Annotated in this window: 17 protein-coding genes; all 17 read right to left on the bottom strand. The window is 35.9% G+C overall.

Going from position 1 to position 16,322, the window contains the following annotated elements:
* Positions 1–274 precede the first annotated feature (274 nt).
* Positions 275–505 (bottom strand): anti-sigma-F factor Fin family protein, encoded by a 231-nt coding sequence (locus MHH96_RS06010; RefSeq protein ID WP_047944370.1) that lies wholly within the window; start codon positions 503–505, stop codon positions 275–277.
* Positions 506–594: 89 nt separating this feature from the next.
* Entirely contained in the window at positions 595–1,158 is a 564-nt protein-coding gene (gene pth / locus MHH96_RS06005) for an aminoacyl-tRNA hydrolase (protein WP_047944369.1), read from the bottom strand.
* A gap of 156 nt (positions 1,159–1,314) precedes the next feature.
* The gene (locus MHH96_RS06000; protein ID WP_047944368.1) at positions 1,315–1,956 is read right to left on the bottom strand and encodes a 50S ribosomal protein L25/general stress protein Ctc; all 642 of its coding nucleotides are present in this window, start codon (positions 1,954–1,956) and stop codon (positions 1,315–1,317) included.
* A gap of 169 nt (positions 1,957–2,125) precedes the next feature.
* Positions 2,126–3,082, bottom strand: coding sequence for a ribose-phosphate diphosphokinase (locus MHH96_RS05995; RefSeq protein WP_047944366.1), 957 nt, complete (start codon positions 3,080–3,082; stop codon positions 2,126–2,128).
* Positions 3,083–3,167: 85 nt separating this feature from the next.
* Entirely contained in the window at positions 3,168–4,526 is a 1,359-nt protein-coding gene (gene glmU, locus MHH96_RS05990; protein ID WP_047944365.1) for a bifunctional UDP-N-acetylglucosamine diphosphorylase/glucosamine-1-phosphate N-acetyltransferase GlmU, read from the bottom strand.
* Positions 4,527–4,829: 303 nt separating this feature from the next.
* A complete protein-coding gene (spoVG, locus tag MHH96_RS05985; RefSeq protein WP_026574035.1) occupies positions 4,830–5,120 on the bottom strand; it encodes a septation regulator SpoVG in 291 nt (96 codons plus the stop codon).
* A 184-nt stretch (positions 5,121–5,304) separates the two neighbouring features.
* Positions 5,305–5,679, bottom strand: coding sequence for a RidA family protein (locus MHH96_RS05980; protein WP_341116900.1), 375 nt, complete (start codon positions 5,677–5,679; stop codon positions 5,305–5,307).
* A gap of 20 nt (positions 5,680–5,699) precedes the next feature.
* Positions 5,700–6,521, bottom strand: coding sequence for a pur operon repressor (gene purR / locus MHH96_RS05975; RefSeq protein WP_047944363.1), 822 nt, complete (start codon positions 6,519–6,521; stop codon positions 5,700–5,702).
* Between the two features lie 55 nt (positions 6,522–6,576).
* Entirely contained in the window at positions 6,577–7,446 is an 870-nt protein-coding gene (ispE, locus tag MHH96_RS05970) for a 4-(cytidine 5'-diphospho)-2-C-methyl-D-erythritol kinase (RefSeq protein WP_047944410.1), read from the bottom strand.
* 419 nt (positions 7,447–7,865) lie between these two features.
* Positions 7,866–8,048, bottom strand: a complete 183-nt coding sequence (locus MHH96_RS05965; RefSeq protein ID WP_016204730.1) for a small, acid-soluble spore protein, alpha/beta type — start codon at positions 8,046–8,048, stop codon at positions 7,866–7,868.
* A 199-nt stretch (positions 8,049–8,247) separates the two neighbouring features.
* Positions 8,248–8,511 carry a biofilm formation stimulator Veg gene (gene veg / locus MHH96_RS05960; protein WP_016204729.1) on the bottom strand — a complete coding sequence of 88 codons (264 nt, stop codon included), beginning with the start codon at positions 8,509–8,511 and terminating at the stop codon, positions 8,248–8,250.
* A 325-nt stretch (positions 8,512–8,836) separates the two neighbouring features.
* Entirely contained in the window at positions 8,837–9,721 is an 885-nt protein-coding gene (yabG, locus tag MHH96_RS05955; protein ID WP_047944409.1) for a sporulation peptidase YabG, read from the bottom strand.
* Between the two features lie 253 nt (positions 9,722–9,974).
* Positions 9,975–10,856 carry a 16S rRNA (adenine(1518)-N(6)/adenine(1519)-N(6))-dimethyltransferase RsmA gene (rsmA, locus tag MHH96_RS05950; RefSeq protein WP_047944362.1) on the bottom strand — a complete coding sequence of 294 codons (882 nt, stop codon included), beginning with the start codon at positions 10,854–10,856 and terminating at the stop codon, positions 9,975–9,977.
* The gene (gene rnmV / locus MHH96_RS05945; RefSeq protein WP_047944360.1) at positions 10,849–11,409 is read right to left on the bottom strand and encodes a ribonuclease M5; all 561 of its coding nucleotides are present in this window, start codon (positions 11,407–11,409) and stop codon (positions 10,849–10,851) included. Before rnmV ends, rsmA begins: the two co-directional genes overlap by 8 nt.
* A gap of 260 nt (positions 11,410–11,669) precedes the next feature.
* Complete coding sequence (locus tag MHH96_RS05940) at positions 11,670–12,851, bottom strand: G5 and 3D domain-containing protein (protein ID WP_061801126.1); 1,182 nt, start codon at positions 12,849–12,851, stop codon at positions 11,670–11,672.
* Positions 12,852–13,088: 237 nt separating this feature from the next.
* Positions 13,089–13,856, bottom strand: coding sequence for a TatD family hydrolase (locus MHH96_RS05935; protein ID WP_047944357.1), 768 nt, complete (start codon positions 13,854–13,856; stop codon positions 13,089–13,091).
* A gap of 196 nt (positions 13,857–14,052) precedes the next feature.
* Positions 14,053–16,041: a methionine--tRNA ligase gene (metG, locus tag MHH96_RS05930; RefSeq protein ID WP_047944356.1), complete on the bottom strand. Its 1,989-nt coding sequence runs from the start codon at positions 16,039–16,041 to the stop codon at positions 14,053–14,055.
* Between the last annotated feature and the right edge of the window lie 281 nt (positions 16,042–16,322).

The following is a 16,322-nucleotide window of genomic DNA, read 5'->3' as shown; positions in this document are numbered from 1 at the left end:
TCTTATCTTACACGATATATCTATGATTGCAATCTATTTATTTCCTAATTAATGACTAGTTACTATTAATCCTTCAGCTCATGCCCCTTAAGCAGAATGGAATCATGCTTATCATGACATCATTTAAAAAAAGATGAAAGAAAATACTCCTTAATGTTGTTATATACGAGATATCTTGCCTATATTCCTGCTACCCGCAAGAAAACAAATATATAGACAACGGAAAAATGCTTTGGATTATTCCAAAGCTTTTTCCGAATTAAAAAACAATCCTCTAATGAATCAAATAATCATTTTCATAGTAGCCTGGGTTTTTTGACAATGATTCTTGGCAGTCCTCACAAATAGACTTTACCTCAATATCACCTGTTTGATGATATTGAATCATTTCTGATCGATCTTCGTCCGATAAATGATCAAATCCTAAGCGATTTGCTGCAATGGACTCTGTATCAAGTGTTCCCATATGCACACCACAATGTCTGCAATGATAATGTATAGCCATCCCTAGGCCTCCTTACTAGCACATTAATATTGCTAGTATTCACCTATTCGGATGTAAATATAACCAAAATAAGCAGATGGTTCTCTATCTTACTGGATATTATATTTATTCATTACTTGTAAAAAGGGTTCTTCTGCCCATTGGACACACGCATCTGCACATTTTTTTATGGTTCCCTCTAATATGTCCATTTCTTCTTTAGTAAATTTTCCAAGGACATAATCAACTACTTTCATTCCATTTTTAGGACGATCAATTCCAACTCTTATACGATTGAACTTTTCTGTGCCAACATGAAGAATAGTTGACTTAATCCCATTATGTCCGCCAGAGCTTCCTTTTTGTCGAAGTCGGATTCTTCCGACTGGCAGATCTAGGTCATCATAAATAACGACTAAATCTTCTGGCTCTAGATCATAGTAATCCATAATTGGACGAATAGACTCCCCAGAAAGATTCATATATGTAAGCGGCTTTAATAAAATCATTTTTTCACCGCCAATAACTCCTATTCCATAATTTCCTTTGAATTTTGCCTTATCTAATGGAATATTATAATGACTTGATAAAAAATCAATTACTTCAAATCCAATATTATGTCTTGTTCTATCATATTGCTTCCCTGGGTTACCAAGACCTACAATTAATTTCATATGAATCCCCCTGCTTTTTCATTCTATACTCCTATATCATACAAGAAAAAGGTTTGGCCAATAGAATGCTAATCGGTCAAACCTTTTTCTTGCTTTTGCTTTTCTAGAAATCCCTTTCTAAAAAAGTACAGGGAGAATACATTTAGATAAATCGGATTATTCTTCAGCTGTTTCTGGCTCTGTTTCTCTGCCTTCCACATTATCCGGCATACCTTCTTCTTGTTGTTCTCCTGTACTAATTTCTTCTTCCTGTCTTGGTGCAAGAATTGATGCGATAACTTCCTCTTTTTCGTGGTTAATTTCTATTTTATCATAACCCTTCACATCTCCGACAGTAATCGTATCTCCTACCTGAAGCTCTGTTACATCAATATCAATACTAGATGGGATATCATTAGGCTTTGCTGTCACTGTTACTTCGTGTAAAGCCTGCTGCATAACGCCGCCATCTTTTACTCCAGCAGCTTCCCCCACTAAAGATACTTTTACTGGTGCACTGATAGCCTTTGATAAGTCTACCGCTAAAAAATCCACATGTATAATGCCTCGCTTAATTGGATCAGCATCATACTCATTTAAAACGACATTATAATTTTCCCCATCAATATCTAGTGAAATAACGCCATTTCTCCCAACTTCACGAATCGTTTTCAAGAAATTAGCCTCACTCAAGGAAATTGCCGTATTTTCTATTTTTGATCCATAAACAATACCTGGAATTTCTCCATTATTTCTTAATTTTGTTAAGCTTGAATGTTTGTCCATCGTACGTTTTTTTGCCTGTAAAGTTGTTGTCATGATTTCACCTTCCATTATTTTATCAAATGAACACTCTTATATAAAAAATGCCCTAAATGGAAGATATTTAAACATAAAGAATTTGCTTTCTGTTTAAAAGAAAGGCACAATACCAATAGCCGCCTGCCTTTTAGACAAGCGACTAATCTGAATGATATGAAGGGTTCTATCAATCAAATAAGAAACTTACTGATTGGTCTTGGTGAACACGTAAAATCGCTTCACCTAATAGGTCAGCAACTGATAATTGAATAACGTTAGCTGAAAGTTTCTTTTCACCCAATTCGATAGAATTTGTTACAACTAATTCTTTGATTTTAGAATTATTAATTCTTTCCATTGCAGGTCCTGACAAAACAGGATGTGTACAGCATGCATAAACCTCTTTTGCTCCATTTTCTGCGAGAGCATTGGCACCAAGTGTAATGGTTCCAGCTGTATCAATAATATCATCAATAAGGATAGCAATTTTCCCTTCGATATTACCAACAATATTCATAACTTCCGCAACATTTGGCTTTGGACGTCTTTTATCAATAATAGCAATTGGCGCCTTTAATCGTTCTGCAAGTTTTCTTGCTCTTGTAACCCCGCCATGATCTGGAGAAACAATCACAAGCTCTCCATCGAATTCACGTTGACTGAAGTAATTACCAAGGATTGGCACACCCATTAAGTGATCAATCGGAATATCAAAGAAACCTTGAATTTGTGGTGCATGCAAGTCTAATGTAATAACACGAGTTGCTCCAGCTGTCTCTAATAAATTAGCTACCAATTTCGCTGTAATTGGTTCTCGTGCTCTTGCTTTTCTATCTTGTCTAGCATACCCATAATAAGGAATTACTAGGTTAATCGTCTTAGCTGAGGCACGCTTCAATGCATCAATCATGATTAATAACTCCATAATATGTTCGTTAACAGGTGCACTTGTTGACTGAATAACATAGACGTCACAACCACGGATACTTTCCTCAATATTAATTTGAATTTCACCATCGCTAAAACGTGTTACTGAACATTTCCCTAATTCTACTCCAATTGAATCGGCAATTTCCTGCGCTAAAGCTGGATTAGAGTTTAAACTGAATACCTTCAAATTTGGATCTAAATTCTTAACTGGCATGCTGAACCTCCACTGGTCTTTTTCCTCTTATAGTACGAAGAATGAAACATATCTATTAAACGAATTATTCTTCCTTTTAACCTATTTATTTACGTTTATAATTCTCTTTATTAACTTGACGTGCACGGGCAATCGAAAGTGCCTCAGAAGGAACGTTATCTGTAATGGTGGAGCCTGCTGCAACATAAGCACCTTTTCCAACTGTGACAGGTGCAATCAAATTGGAATTACATCCAATAAATGCGCCATCTTCTATCGTCGTCATAAACTTATTTTTGCCATCATAATTAACTGTAATGGTTCCACAGCCAATATTGACATCACTACCAACATTCGCATCTCCAATATAACTTAAATGAGATGCCTTACTGCCTTTTCCAAATGTCGCTTTCTTGATTTCAACAAAGTTTCCAATCTTCACTTCATCATCAATCATGGATGCTGGACGAATATGTGCAAACGGTCCAATATTCACATCAGAGCCAATGCTGCTATCATGGGCGACAGATTGTTTAATAGCCGTATTATTTCCCACTGTACAATTATTTATTTCTGTATTTGGCCCAATAATACAATCTGCACCTATTACAGTATTTCCTTTAATCATACTTCCAGGATATATAACGGTATCCTCTTTAATTGCTACGTCTGCTTCAATATAAGTATTGGACGGATCAATTATCGTTACGCCATTCCGCATATGCTGTTCATTGATTCGCTTTCTCATGATTGATTCTGCTTCAGATAAAGCAATCCGGTCATTCACACCAATTGTTTCATTGAAATCTGTGGTTTGGAATGCACTTACTGTTTCTCCCTGCTTTTTTAAAATCTCAATAACGTCTGGCAGATAGTACTCTCCTTGAACATTTTCATTGGAGACATTAGCCAACGCCTGAAATAGCAGTGCATTATCAAATACATAGGTACCTGTATTAATTTCTGTTATTTTTCTTTCTTCATCCGTTGCATCCTTGTGTTCTACAATTTTCTCTACTACTCCCATTGAGTTACGAATGATTCTGCCGTACCCATCTGGCTTACTTGCCTTTGCCGTTAAAATGGTTGCCTTCGCTCCTACTTTCTCATGGTGTAAAAAGAGTGCTTCTATCGTTTCACTTGTCATAAGTGGCGTATCCCCGCATATAACGAGTGTCACTCCTTCTTTGTCTACAAGGAGATCTTTTGCTTGTATTACTGCATGTGCCGTTCCAAGCTGTTCTTTTTGATTTACGTATTTCACACTATTACCAAGCTGTGCTTTTACTTTTTCTGAACCGTGGCCAATTACTGTTACGATTGAATCCACTTGTAGCTTTTCCACTTGATCTACAACGTGCTGTACCATCGGTTTCCCACAAACAGGATGAAGTACTTTATAAAGTTTTGACTTCATTCTAGTACCCTGTCCTGCGGCTAAAATCACTGCGTAACGAGTTGTCATTCACAGGCCTCCAATAACCTTTTTATCCACTAAAAAATATATCTCAAATACATCTTGATTTCAAGGAAGGATTCACATTTTATGTATGCTTCTTTATAAAAGCTGTTTTATTAATTGTAACATTTTCTTTTTTCCCTATAGAGAATACCTTCACCAACCATGAGAAAGTGATAAACCTTATCTATTTTATGATACTAAAAGAACAAATTGTTTTCATTGGAAAATCAAGGGGTAAATAGGAGAGAAATAGAAATAAAAAAAAGAGCCTTACTCTTAGGAAGTAGGCTCTAGCTGCAGATTATTTTAGGAAGCTCCAGCTTCTTCAAACTCAATTTCTAATTCACCCAGGCGGTGGTATTCTGCCAAAACTGCTTCCTGGATTTTTCCTCTTGTACCAGAGTTAATTGGATGAGCGATATCCCTAAACTCACCATCTGGAGTTCGTTTACTTGGCATCGCTACAAATAGTCCGTTATTTCCGTCAATTACCCTAATATCGTGAACAACAAATTCATTATCTAGTGTAATAGAGGCAATAGCTCTCATACGTCCATCCGTGTTAACTCGGCGTAGCCTTACATCAGTTACTTCCATCCTGTTCACCACCTTTACTAGAAGATAAAATCTAGTTATTAAATTCAACAGAATTTTCATAACTCCTTCTTTTAGGTGAAATTTTTTAGAATATTTAGGAATAAAATAAAGAAAAAATGCCGAAAAGTGATAAAATCTTCTGTTTTTCCACTTATTCTCCGACTATCCTCCTTCAGGAAGCAACTTATTTACAAAGCGCAATGACTTCGATTTCAACTAATACATCTTTAGGGAGCCTAGCTACTTCTACACATGAACGAGCGGGCCTATGTGTAGAGAAATATTCTCCATACACTTCATTGATTGCTTGAAAGTCTTCCATATTTTTAATAAATACAGTCGCTTTCACAACTGTTTCAAAGGAAGCACCTGCCTCTTTAAGAACAGCTGCTAAGTTTTTGAATACTTGATGTGTCTGTGTCTGCACATCTCCCTCTACTAAGTTACCTTCTGCAGTTAAAGGAATTTGACCAGAACTGAAAAATAAATTATTCACAATAATCCCTTGAGAATACGGTCCGATAGCTGCTGGTGCGTTATTTGTTTGAACAACTTTCATTTGTCTTTTCCCCCTAAGAGTTACTTTTTGTCGAAATAATTACCATTTTCCACAGAAATTTTCTTTTCTTTTACATCGACACCGGATAATTTTACTAGTGATAAATAATCATCCACTAGTCTTTCCTCGGCTTCCTCGGCTTCTACTAATACTGCGATTCCTGCAACGCTTGCATTAAATTCCTCTAATAGACTAATCATACCATTGATGGTACCGCCAGCTTTCATAAAGTCATCCACAATCAAAACTTTTGAGCCATCTTCTAAACTTCTTTTAGAAAGCAACATCGTTTGGATTCTTTTTGTAGAACCAGAAACATAATTGATACTCACCGTGGAACCTTCTGTTACTTTACTATCTCTTCTAACCATAACTACAGGAACATTTAAATAAGTTCCAACTGCATATGCCAAAGGAATTCCTTTAGTAGCAACTGTCATGACCACATCAATATCCGTATCAGCAAAGGCAGAGGCAAACAGTCTCCCCACTTTTTGCATGATAGTCGTATTTCCCAGAATATCATTCATATATAGATAACCACCGGGCAAAAGTCTTTCTGGACTTTTTATCAAATCACAAAGCTCTTCAACAAATGGTTTCGCTGCTTCATCACTGACTTTTACTTGATACTTTACTCCACCGGCTGCTCCTGGCAATGTATGTAAAGTCCCTATTCCTCTTTGCTCAAATGTTTCTTTAATAATAGCCAAATCTTCGCTGATTGAAGACTTGGCTGCACCGTACTTTTCTGCAAAGTAAGAAAGAGATACTAACTGCCTAGGATGCTCCAGCAAGTAATTCGTCATGTCTATTAAACGCTCACTACGACGAAATTTCATAACTGAACCCCCAAAATCCGAATATTTAAAGACAATTTTACATTATTATACGGATTTAATCAAGGGTATGTCGCTGTCCAATCATTCGAACCGCAAATACTTGATCACAAAATCCTCTTAAACCATTATAAACACGATTCATCCTTGAATCATGTTGAATCAATCCAAAAACAGTAGGTCCACTTCCACTCATAAGAACAGCATCTGCACCAAATTTGCAAATTTGTTCTTTAATTTGAGCAACCTCTGGGTATAAGGTTAGAGTAACATTCTCTAACACATTCCCGACATTTTCACACATTAAATCATAATCTTTCGCTGAAATGGACTCAATCATTTTTTCCGTATTTGGATGCTGTATTGTCTCAGTATCTAGCCTTTTATAAATATCAGCTGTTGATACACCAATAAACGGTTTTGCCAAAATAACCCAGCACACTGGTGGCGCAGGCAATTCCTTAATGATTTCCCCTCTTCCAGTTGCAAGGGCAGTGCCCCCATAGACGCAAAAGGACACATCAGACCCAATTTCAGCTCCAATGACAGCTAATTCATCTAATGTTAACCCTAAATCCCATAACTTATTTAAACCACGTAATACTGCCGCTGCATCGCTGCTTCCTCCAGCAAGACCTGCTGCAACAGGAATATGTTTCTCAATTTTAATTTCTACGCCTTTTTTCACATCAAATTTTTCCTTTAATATACTTGCTGCCTGATAAGCAAGATTTCTTTGGTCATCAGGAACAAACCTATTAAGAGAAACTATTTTTATTACATCGTTGTCTAACAATGCTAGCTCAATTCTATCTGCTAAATCAATTGTCGTCATAATCATTTCTACTTCATGATACCCATCTGGTCTCTTATGAAGCACATCTAATGACAAATTGATTTTAGCTGGCGCTTTCACCAAAAGCTTCAATATTTCCACCCACTTAACAAATTTCATCATTTACTTTTTTCTCCAACTAACGAAAGAGGATTTTCCTTAAAGGAGATAATAATAGTAGGCTAGACGAACTTTATCTTACCCTTATTCCGTGTCTAACAAGCTTTATGCTCATCTAATCTTCTATATAGATATAGTGATTTTACCACAAATTATTCTCTTACATACAATCGAGATTGTGTTTTCCCTATAATTTATCAACATTTGAGGTGCGGTCTTACTCCCCATTATCTTGAATAAAAAAAGAATCTATCATTAACTCCTTATATCTATACTATTTAATGGATAATATAGATATTCGCTAATGATAGATTCTATAAATTGCCGTGGGTAAATCCAATTTGATTATCGTACAAATAAGATGGACGTAAAGTGAATTTTGAAGTTACAGGTTACTCTTTATTTTGAGTAAGAAGACTTTGCTCTGCTATTTCTATTGCCCTTTTGACCATATTCCCTGCGTCTCTTGCACGAATACCGCCCCAGCCCTCTTTCTGGACCACATCATAGAAACCAAGCTCTTTTGCTAATTCTTCCTTTAATCCTTCGGACATAATTCCTTTTCGTCTACCCAAAGTGAATCTCCCCTTTCATCACCCACGGTAAGCTTAGTATGTATCCATCACTAGTTTTTCATGTTATCTATTTGTTGCCAAAACATATGCTTATTTATACATCTATAAGCATCTTTATTTGCCATATCATTATTTTTCTCCATGAAAAAAGCAGCAAACAAATTGTTCACTGCCGCTTAATGCTTTCAAGCAATAATAGTTAGCTTAAAGCAATTTGTCCTGATGTATCCTCGAAGAAGGTAATTTGAACCGTTTCTGTTAAAACATCTGCATAGCTGTATGATACACGTTCAAATGCATTTTCATCCTGATCTAACTCCACTACAAACACAGATGGATAAGTCTCTGCTAATACTCCTGAACGTTCAATTGTCTTCCGACGACCGCCATTTGCCTTCAGCATAAGTCTTTTTCCTAAATTTGAATCAAGAGCTTTTTTTATATCTGATAATGTTTTTGCCATTCGGTCCACCTCACTGTGTAAAGTATATCATACTGACACAACAGAGTCAAATAAAAACATAAATTATAACAGTCTTTTTTAGAAGTTGTCAATATTTTTTATTCTTATTTTTCTCCAATTTTTCAACAAAGATAGTTTGCACAAAGTGAGCATAAATATGTAGAAAATTTCAATTTTTTTCAAATACTTATATCTTTCAATTGCAATAAAGATTATTCAGGATAAAAACACACAGAATCCAGCTAGCATAACCCCCTTATTAAAGGGCAAAAGCTTACCTTATCCTGTGTGTAATAGTTAAACCTAGTATATGCTTCTATCTTTGTCACACCTCTTCTGTTGAATCTACATGATATGGCATGCCTGTTCGCAAAACTCCCTTTGTTTCAATTCCACCTAGCCCCTTTTCACCCGTTAATGTATTCCTTAAAACATCCCAAACATTTACTCTTTCCATAAATGGTGTAAAACTTATCTTGGCAACAATATAAACTGGATCAAGGGCATGAATATTTACTCTTGAGGGGGAACTTGCAAAATTAGCTCCTGCATAAATAAGCGATTCAAAGTGGGATTGACAAGCACCAGCAAAAATAACTAACTGATCCAGATTAGGAAGCTTCTTTCTCGCCTCTCTGACGGTCTGTACAAAGTATTTCGAGTGTCGGTAGGCATTAATATCACTTTTATCTCCTAACGCTTTAGAATAAGCATCATGACCTGTTATAACTAGTATGTCAGGGCGATAGTAATCCAAAAGACTGCCTATTTTACTTGGCATCTCTTTTTCATTGCAGTGCACTCCATTTACGGGTATCCCAATTTTTTCGTATAAAGTGAGACACTTTTTCAAATAGTTTGGATCTCCATCAATATGGAGTACCTTACCTGGTAATTGAAAATAGTTAGAAGGCTTGCTATAAGCTTCTGTTACTTGATACTCCTGCTTTCTGCGCAAAAGATTCACATCTTGTCGAAATAATTGGAGAGATTGTTCCTCCATCAACTGAACCTTTTGGGAAATTTTTCGTTGCATCGGTTGATTAATCAATACTAAATCCTCATATGGAGCATCTGCAATCAAGCGAAAATCTTCTCCATAAAGAATGGCAATTTTTTGGCCATTTACCTCTTTCATGTCAATTATTCGAAACAATAAATCACATTGATAAGACTCTCTACCGACGATATCCATGATATTTATAGTCACTCTTGTCACTCCAATTAACCCAAACATGTCTCTCCTGAGTGGATATTATTATTCAATATCTATCTCTGATAAATTATGCATACGTCTATAAAGTTGTGAGCAATTCAAAAAGAAGAATTAAAACATCTGCTGCTCTCTTTCTAACAACAACCTTTATCAAATAAAGCATCATATAAAAAGGTGCACAGAAAGCTTCCTCTTCCTTGAAATTTTTTAAGGAAGAGAAATTAATCTGTACACCTATTTATCATCATTATTTTCCAAACGTTTCATAAAGTATGTCACTTAGCTTTGCGAACTCTTCAATAGATAATGATTCTCCGCGTCTAGAAGGCTCAATTCCCGCTTGTTCCAGCGCTGCTATGATTTCTGCCTTCTTTTCTTTTCCACCCTCTAATTGGCTCGATAAGTTATTGAGAATCGTTTTTCTTCTTTGGGCAAAGCTTGCTCTTGTTACTTGAAAGAAGAATGCTTCGTTTTTCACTACAACAGACGGTGTTTCTCTAATCGTAAGACGAATAACAGCTGAATCCACATTTGGTTGAGGAACAAAAACAGTTTTTGGTACAATCATAACCACTTCTGGTTTTGTATAATACTGAATGGCAATTGAAAGAGAACCATATTCCTTCGTTCCTGGCTTCGCTGAAATTCGTTCCGCCACTTCTTTTTGAAGCATCACAACAATGCCTCTTAAGGGTAATTTTTCTTCTAATATCTTCATAATAATCGGCGTTGTAACATAATAAGGTAAATTAGCAACAAGCATAATATCCTTAATATCTTTAAACTCTGTGTCTAACATTTCCTTTACATTTGCCTTTAAAATATCCTGGTGGATAATTTTTGCATGAGGATATGGTTCAAGTGTCTCTTTTAAAATCGGTAATAGACGTTGATCAATCTCATACGCTACAACCTTTTTGCTGCGCTTTGCTAATTGTTCTGTCAATGCACCAATTCCAGGACCAACCTCTATTGCGCCTGATTCTTCTGTTAACTGCGCATGATCCACAATATTCCTTAAAATGTTTGTATCAATTAAAAAGTTCTGTCCTAAGCTTTTCTTAAAGGAAAATCCATATTTATCTAGTATTGCTCTCGTCCTCGCGGGTGTTGCTATATCTTTATACATGCTTATCCTCCTGGCGTATTTCCTTAATCGCTTGTGCAAACTCTGCCTTTGTAATATGAAACATCAGTAATCGTTTATAAAGCTGTTTTCCATTTGTATACCCAATTTTAAGCAGCCTACCTAACTGTTCTCTTCGCTCCTTAGAATCAGCACCGCCAATTAAGCCTGCATCAATTAAATCTTCTTTCGTAATTTCTTCCTTTATTGTTTCCTGCATCAAATGTGCTTCTTTTAATGCTTCTCTAATTACTTCTACTGATGCATGTTCCACCCCAACACCTTTACCATGCTTATGGATAGCAAGCTCCTTCGGGATAAAGGCATGCTTGCATTCAGGAATATGCATTTCAATTGTATGACGAATTTTTTGACCTGGATAGTCTGGGTCAGTCAAAACAATAACTCCTCTTGTTTTTTGTGCTAGCTTTATTTTATCTAATGTCTCTTGATTAATGGCTGAACCGTTTGTTTCAATTGTATCTGCATCAACCGCTCGCTTAATAGCGGTGGTATCATCTCGACCTTCCACTACTATTATTTCTTTAATCTTCATGGAACCTCCAAAAAATATTTAAAATTTGAAAAAAAAATGAAACATAATTGTAACATGAATCGTCTATATATACAGAGAGAGAAATATTTTAATTATTATCATTATAGCTAATATTTATGTTTAAACAAATGGCTGACTCTTTGCAAGTTAATTAACAGATATTGAACCATAAAAAAGACAGAGGAGATGCTTCCTCTGCCAAATCAGCTATCTTTCTATCATCAATATTAGATGATAAAATGTCGAGATTTCTATTTTACCTAATTAATTATTTTTATCTTAACTTGCCTGTTACCCCAACGGTAAGCTTCGGCTTTCGTGGAAAAGAAAACATCTATTTTCTGCCCTTTTACACTTCCGCCAGTATCTGCGGCAACAGCGTAGCCATAGCCTTCAACATAAACTTTTGTTCCTAAAGGGATAAAACTTGGGTCGACAGCGATTACTTTTGCATTCGGATTAGCTTTCAGATCAATACCAGTAGCCGTTCGGCCAGAACATCCATTACAGCTAGCAGTATATGCTGTTGAATTGACGAACACTTCTTGCCCATTTTCTTCACCACGTGATGCAAGTTGAATGACGTCGTCTTTTGTTCCAACAGATACAATTTTATCCTGCTTTTCTTTCACTGTTGTTTCACTTAGCAATTTTCGGGAAATCTCTTTGCCGTTTTCCTTCGTCACCTCATACTTTTTAGAGACCACTCCTTCTGTTCCCTCTTTAAGTACTTTTTCTGTTCCGTGTGGAAGATCATCGTCCTTTTGGGTGATTACGGCAAAATTAATCGGTTGTTCCACTACATCGGTGACCTTTTCTATTCTTGTTATATTAACAATAGCTTCGTCTTTCACTTTTTCCTTTAGAGCTGGTTCAACTCGGTCTAATTTATCAAGTGAGATCTTCTGTTGTGTTAAAAAGTCAGCGACCGTAGTCGAAGTGGACCATACTTGCTTTTTCTTTCCTGCGTCTACTAGTGTTACTGGAAATGCTGTATGTACGACAACTTCCATTTTATGTTCTATAGGGTTATTTTCTTTCTGATTGATCTGATCATGCTCGTTCAAAGAAATTTTTTGTTCTTCTAAAAACTCCTTAACAGTATCGACTGTTGTCCAAACCGTTTTCTTCTCGTCGTCTTTTTGCAATTCAACCTGTTTAGCTTCTTTCCAGACAACTTCTAAGTTATCTGTCACCTTTGTGTTTAACGAGGGAAACACATAATCTTCTGAGCCAACGGTAATGCCTAAATCATCAAATATTTGTTGTATAGTAGATGAGTGCGTCTCGATGATTTGTTCTTTACCATTTAGCGTTAGTGCCACAGTACTTTTAGTAGTTTCATAAATTATAAATCCAATACTACTCGCAAAAACGATGAAACTAGCTAAAAAGATAGACACTTTCTTCTTGCTCAAAGATTTTGAAAACAGGTTTTTCATGTTTTTGATTACGATGAAAAACGCCTCCTTTTCTCTCGGAGTGATTATATAGAGTATCATGTCCGCTGTCAACCCTTTAGAATCTCTGAACGTATATCCTATTATGCAAAAAAAACAAGCGAAAGGAAAGAAAGAAATCTCGACATAATTAGTCTATGAGAAAAGGAAGCAATGTAGAACCATTAAAAATAAGAGGAAGTTCGGACAAGCTCTTTCTGCATTCGACAAAAAACTTTATCAGTTTATGCCGAATAATTTTTTTGCGTTTTCAGTTGTTTTTGATGCCACCTCTTCATAGGAAATCCCTTTAATAGCAGCTATCTCTTCTGCTACTAGTTTTACATAACTAGGTTCATTGCGTTTTCCTCTAAAAGGGGTCGGAGCCAAATATGGGCAGTCCGTTTCGATTAATAAATGATCTAACGAAATGGCTTCTGCAACTTCCTTTGGCTTTCGTGCATTTTTAAAAGTAACCGTTCCACCAAGCGAAATATAAAAATTCATATTTATGCATTCCAGTGCAGTTTCTACGCTTCCTCCATAACAATGCATAATCCCGCCTACCTCTTTTGCATCCTCCTCTTTTAAGATTTCAACAATATCAGCAGTCGCTTCACGGTTATGAATAATTATCGGGAGTTTTACTTTTTTTGCTAATTGAATTTGCTTTCTAAATACTTCTTTTTGAATATCTTTTGGCGATTTATCCCAATGATAATCTAGTCCCATTTCTCCTATTGCAATGACCTTTGGATGCTTTGCCAATTCTTCAATCCAAGCCAAATCTTCATCTACCATATCGATAGCATCTACAGGATGCCATCCTATGCTTGCATAAACAAAATCGTACTGCTCAATAAGCTCCATCGCCTTTGTAATAGTAGGTCTATCAAACCCCACCACTACCATTTTTTCCATTCCTACATCAAGTGCCCGTTGTACCACTTCTTCTATATCATCTTGAAACTCATTTGCGTTAATATGTGTATGTGTATCAAATAACATGATAAACATCCCTCCATCATCTGTTAGATATATTTACACTTTATTTTTTAAGACCGTTCTATCCTTGCGCCACAGTCTTAATGAAAGAAGAAAAAACATAGAGATGATTAAAATATGGAATTTCCCCGCCCATTCTTCTCCATAAAAGATCTTGGCGATTTCCCCATTAAAACATCTCCATGTTTTTTATATCATTTTATTTTACTTTTGCACCGAGTGGTAAAGCCTCTGCGATTGTCGCTAGAGACAATTCACCGTCATGACTTCCAGCTAAAATCATTCCCTGTGAAAGCTCGCCTCTTAATTTAACTGGTTTTAAATTTGTTACACAAATAACTTTTCGTCCTACCAAGTCTTCAGGAGAATAATATTTAGCGATTCCAGAAACAACTTGTCTTTTTTCATAACCTAGATCCAATTGTAACTTCAATAACTTGTCCGCTTTTTTTACAGGTTCAGCTTCCAGTACTTGTGCTACACGTAAGTCTACTTTCATAAAGTCATCTATTGTAATTTCCTCTACGTCCGGAACTTCTTGAACCTCTTGTTTCTTTTCCTCTTCCATTTGAGGTCCCTTCATTTCGCTTTTGATAAATTCCACTTCTTCTTGAATGTCTAATCTAGGGAAAATAGGATCTCCCTTTTCTACTATAGTACCCGCAGGAATGACACCAAAACGTTCCAGGCTGTCCCATGTCTGTAAGGATTCGTCTTGTATGTTCAACTGTCTAAAAATCTTGTCAGGTGTTCTTGTTAAAAATGGTTTTAACAAAATGGCGATTCTTCTTAAAGATTCTGCTAAATGATTCATCACAACTGCTAATTCTTCTGTCTTTTCCTCTTTCGCTAATACCCATGGCTGTGTTTCATCGATATATTTATTATTTCTGCTGACTAATTGCCATAATGTTGTTAGTACAACAGAGAACTCCATATTCTCCATATGCTCCGCATATTTCTTAACCGTTTCTTGATGTGCTTCCACAAGTGACTTTTCAAAAGTGCCTTCTGAATTTTTATAGGTAGGAATTTCACCATTAAAGTACTTATTAATCATCGCCACTGTACGATTTAATAAATTCCCTAAGTCATTTGCTAAATCGAAATTTACTCTCTCTACAAACGCTTCAGGAGTAAACACACCATCAGAGCCAAATGGTACTTCTCTTAATAAATAATAACGAAGAGCATCTAATCCATAACGGTCAATTAACGTCACTGGATTAACCACATTTCCTTTTGATTTAGACATTTTGCCATCTTTCATTAGAATCCAGCCATGTGCAAAGACTTTCTTTGGCAATGGTAGATCTAATGCCATAAGCATGATTGGCCAATATATCGTGTGGAAACGAACAATTTCCTTCCCAACTAAATGTACATTTGCCGGCCAAAACTTTTTATATAAACTCTCATCATCAGAGCCATACCCTAGCGCAGTAATATAATTGGAAAGGGCATCGATCCATACATATACCACATGCTTCGGATCCCCTGGCACTTTAATTCCCCAATCAAAAGTAGTTCTTGATACTGCTAAGTCTTCCAATCCAGGCTTAATAAAGTTATTGATCATCTCGTTCTTGCGAGATTCTGGCTGGATAAATTCTGGATTTTCCTCGTAAAATGCTAACAAGCGATCTGCATATTTTCCCATTCTAAAGAAATAGGATTCCTCTTTTACTAGTTCAACGGCATGACCACTGTCGGGGCTTTTCCCTCCAATTATTTTGCCATGTTCATCGTAAATAGGATCAACCAACTGCAGTTCTGTATAATATGTTTCATCAGAAACAGAATACCATCCTTGATATTCATCTAAATAAATATCTCCTTGATCCACTAATTTCTTAAACATTTTTTCGACAACATCTGTATGTCGTTTTTCTGTTGTACGGATAAAATCATCATAGGAAATATCAAGCTTATCCCATAATTCCTTTATTCCTGCCACAATTTCATCTACATACTGAATAGGTGTAATTCCTGCTTCTTCTGCTTTGCGCTGAATTTTTTGCCCATGTTCATCCGTTCCAGTTAAGTAACGAACTTCATATCCTCTCATTCTTTTATAACGAGCCATTGCATCTCCAGCAACTGTTGTGTAAGCATGTCCAATATGTAAATTGCCACTTGGATAATAGATTGGCGTAGTAATATAAAAAGTTTTTTCTTGATCCTTCACTTAATTTCCTCCTATATATATGTATATAATATGTACCTTTAGTAAGATAACTGCTATTACTATTGTAACCATTCTTCTTTTTTATCGAAACAAAAAAGTATAAGAACATTTATAAACCGCATAATTATTGCCATTTTTCCTTTTATCCCATCAAAATATACCTAAAAATAATTAGTAATGCAACAGCGATGTTTTGGAAGAAAGAATGAGAAATAAAAATGTTGTTTTTTGTCGAAAAAATAATAAAAATAGAACAAAAAGACTATACCAATTTATCCCAT

Origin of the sequence: Niallia sp. FSL K6-0212, from assembly GCF_038007605.1 — a bacterium.
Classification (GTDB): domain Bacteria; phylum Bacillota; class Bacilli; order Bacillales; family Cytobacillaceae; genus Niallia; species Niallia circulans.
Note: the sequence above shows the minus strand (reverse complement) of the source record. Positions and strands in the feature narration are given on the sequence as shown.

Coding starts and splice junctions, on each gene's coding strand:
- rsmA (WP_047944362.1), bottom strand. CDS start 10,856: ATGTATAAAGATATAGCAACACCCGCGAGGACGAGAGCAATACTAGAT.
- MHH96_RS05940 (WP_061801126.1), bottom strand. CDS start 12,851: ATGAAAAACCTGTTTTCAAAATCTTTGAGCAAGAAGAAAGTGTCTATC.
- pth (WP_047944369.1), bottom strand. CDS start 1,158: ATGAAATTAATTGTAGGTCTTGGTAACCCAGGGAAGCAATATGATAGA.
- rnmV (WP_047944360.1), bottom strand. CDS start 11,409: ATGAAGATTAAAGAAATAATAGTAGTGGAAGGTCGAGATGATACCACC.
- glmU (WP_047944365.1), bottom strand. CDS start 4,526: ATGACAACTCGTTACGCAGTGATTTTAGCCGCAGGACAGGGTACTAGA.
- MHH96_RS05935 (WP_047944357.1), bottom strand. CDS start 13,856: ATGTTATTTGATACACATACACATATTAACGCAAATGAGTTTCAAGAT.
- MHH96_RS05980 (WP_341116900.1), bottom strand. CDS start 5,679: ATGAAAGTTGTTCAAACAAATAACGCACCAGCAGCTATCGGACCGTAT.
- MHH96_RS06010 (WP_047944370.1), bottom strand. CDS start 505: ATGGCTATACATTATCATTGCAGACATTGTGGTGTGCATATGGGAACA.
- purR (WP_047944363.1), bottom strand. CDS start 6,521: ATGAAATTTCGTCGTAGTGAGCGTTTAATAGACATGACGAATTACTTG.
- spoVG (WP_026574035.1), bottom strand. CDS start 5,120: ATGGAAGTAACTGATGTAAGGCTACGCCGAGTTAACACGGATGGACGT.
- MHH96_RS06000 (WP_047944368.1), bottom strand. CDS start 1,956: ATGACAACAACTTTACAGGCAAAAAAACGTACGATGGACAAACATTCA.
- veg (WP_016204729.1), bottom strand. CDS start 8,511: ATGGCAAAAACATTATCAGATATAAAAAAAGCTCTTGATTCAAATTTA.
- MHH96_RS05995 (WP_047944366.1), bottom strand. CDS start 3,082: ATGCCAGTTAAGAATTTAGATCCAAATTTGAAGGTATTCAGTTTAAAC.